Below are 496 nucleotides of genomic sequence, written 5' to 3'. Positions count from 1 at the left end.
GGCCGAGAAGAAGCTCAAGCGCCTTCAGCGGGAGCTGTCCCGCAAGGCCAAGGGATCGAAGAACCGGGCCAAGGCCCGCATCAAGGTCGCACGCCAGCACGCCACGGTGGCGGACCGGCGCCGGGACGGGCACCACAAGGTATCCACACAGATCATCCGCGACAACCAAGCGGTGTATGTGGAAGACCTCGCGGTGTCCGGTCTCGGACGCACCCGTCTCGCCAAGTCCGTGCACGACGCGGGATGGTCCGCGTTCGTCGGCATGCTGGAGTACAAGGCGGTCAAGCACGGCCGTACCTTCGCCAAGGTGGAGACCGGGCCTTCCCCTCCTCTCAGGTCTGCTCAGCCTGCGGATTCCGGGACGGCCCGAAGCCTCTCCACGTCCGTGAATGGGCGTGTGCTCAGTGCGGCACGGTGCACGACCGCGACCACAACGCAGCCCGCAACGTCCTCTTCGAAGGACGCCGTATCGTCGCCGCCGCACGGGCGGAGACGC

The 496-nt window shown here is 67.3% G+C and carries 1 pseudogene; it reads left to right on the top strand.

Features of this window, described 5'->3' with window-relative positions:
• Nucleotides 1-496, top strand: a pseudogene (locus tag IO33_RS45350) (RNA-guided endonuclease TnpB family protein); the annotation flags it as partial.

The organism is Streptomyces durhamensis (assembly GCF_000725475.1).
GTDB classification, from domain to species: domain Bacteria; phylum Actinomycetota; class Actinomycetes; order Streptomycetales; family Streptomycetaceae; genus Streptomyces; species Streptomyces filipinensis.
The sequence above is the reverse complement of the archived record's forward strand: the minus strand, read 5'-3'. Positions and strand labels throughout refer to the sequence as shown.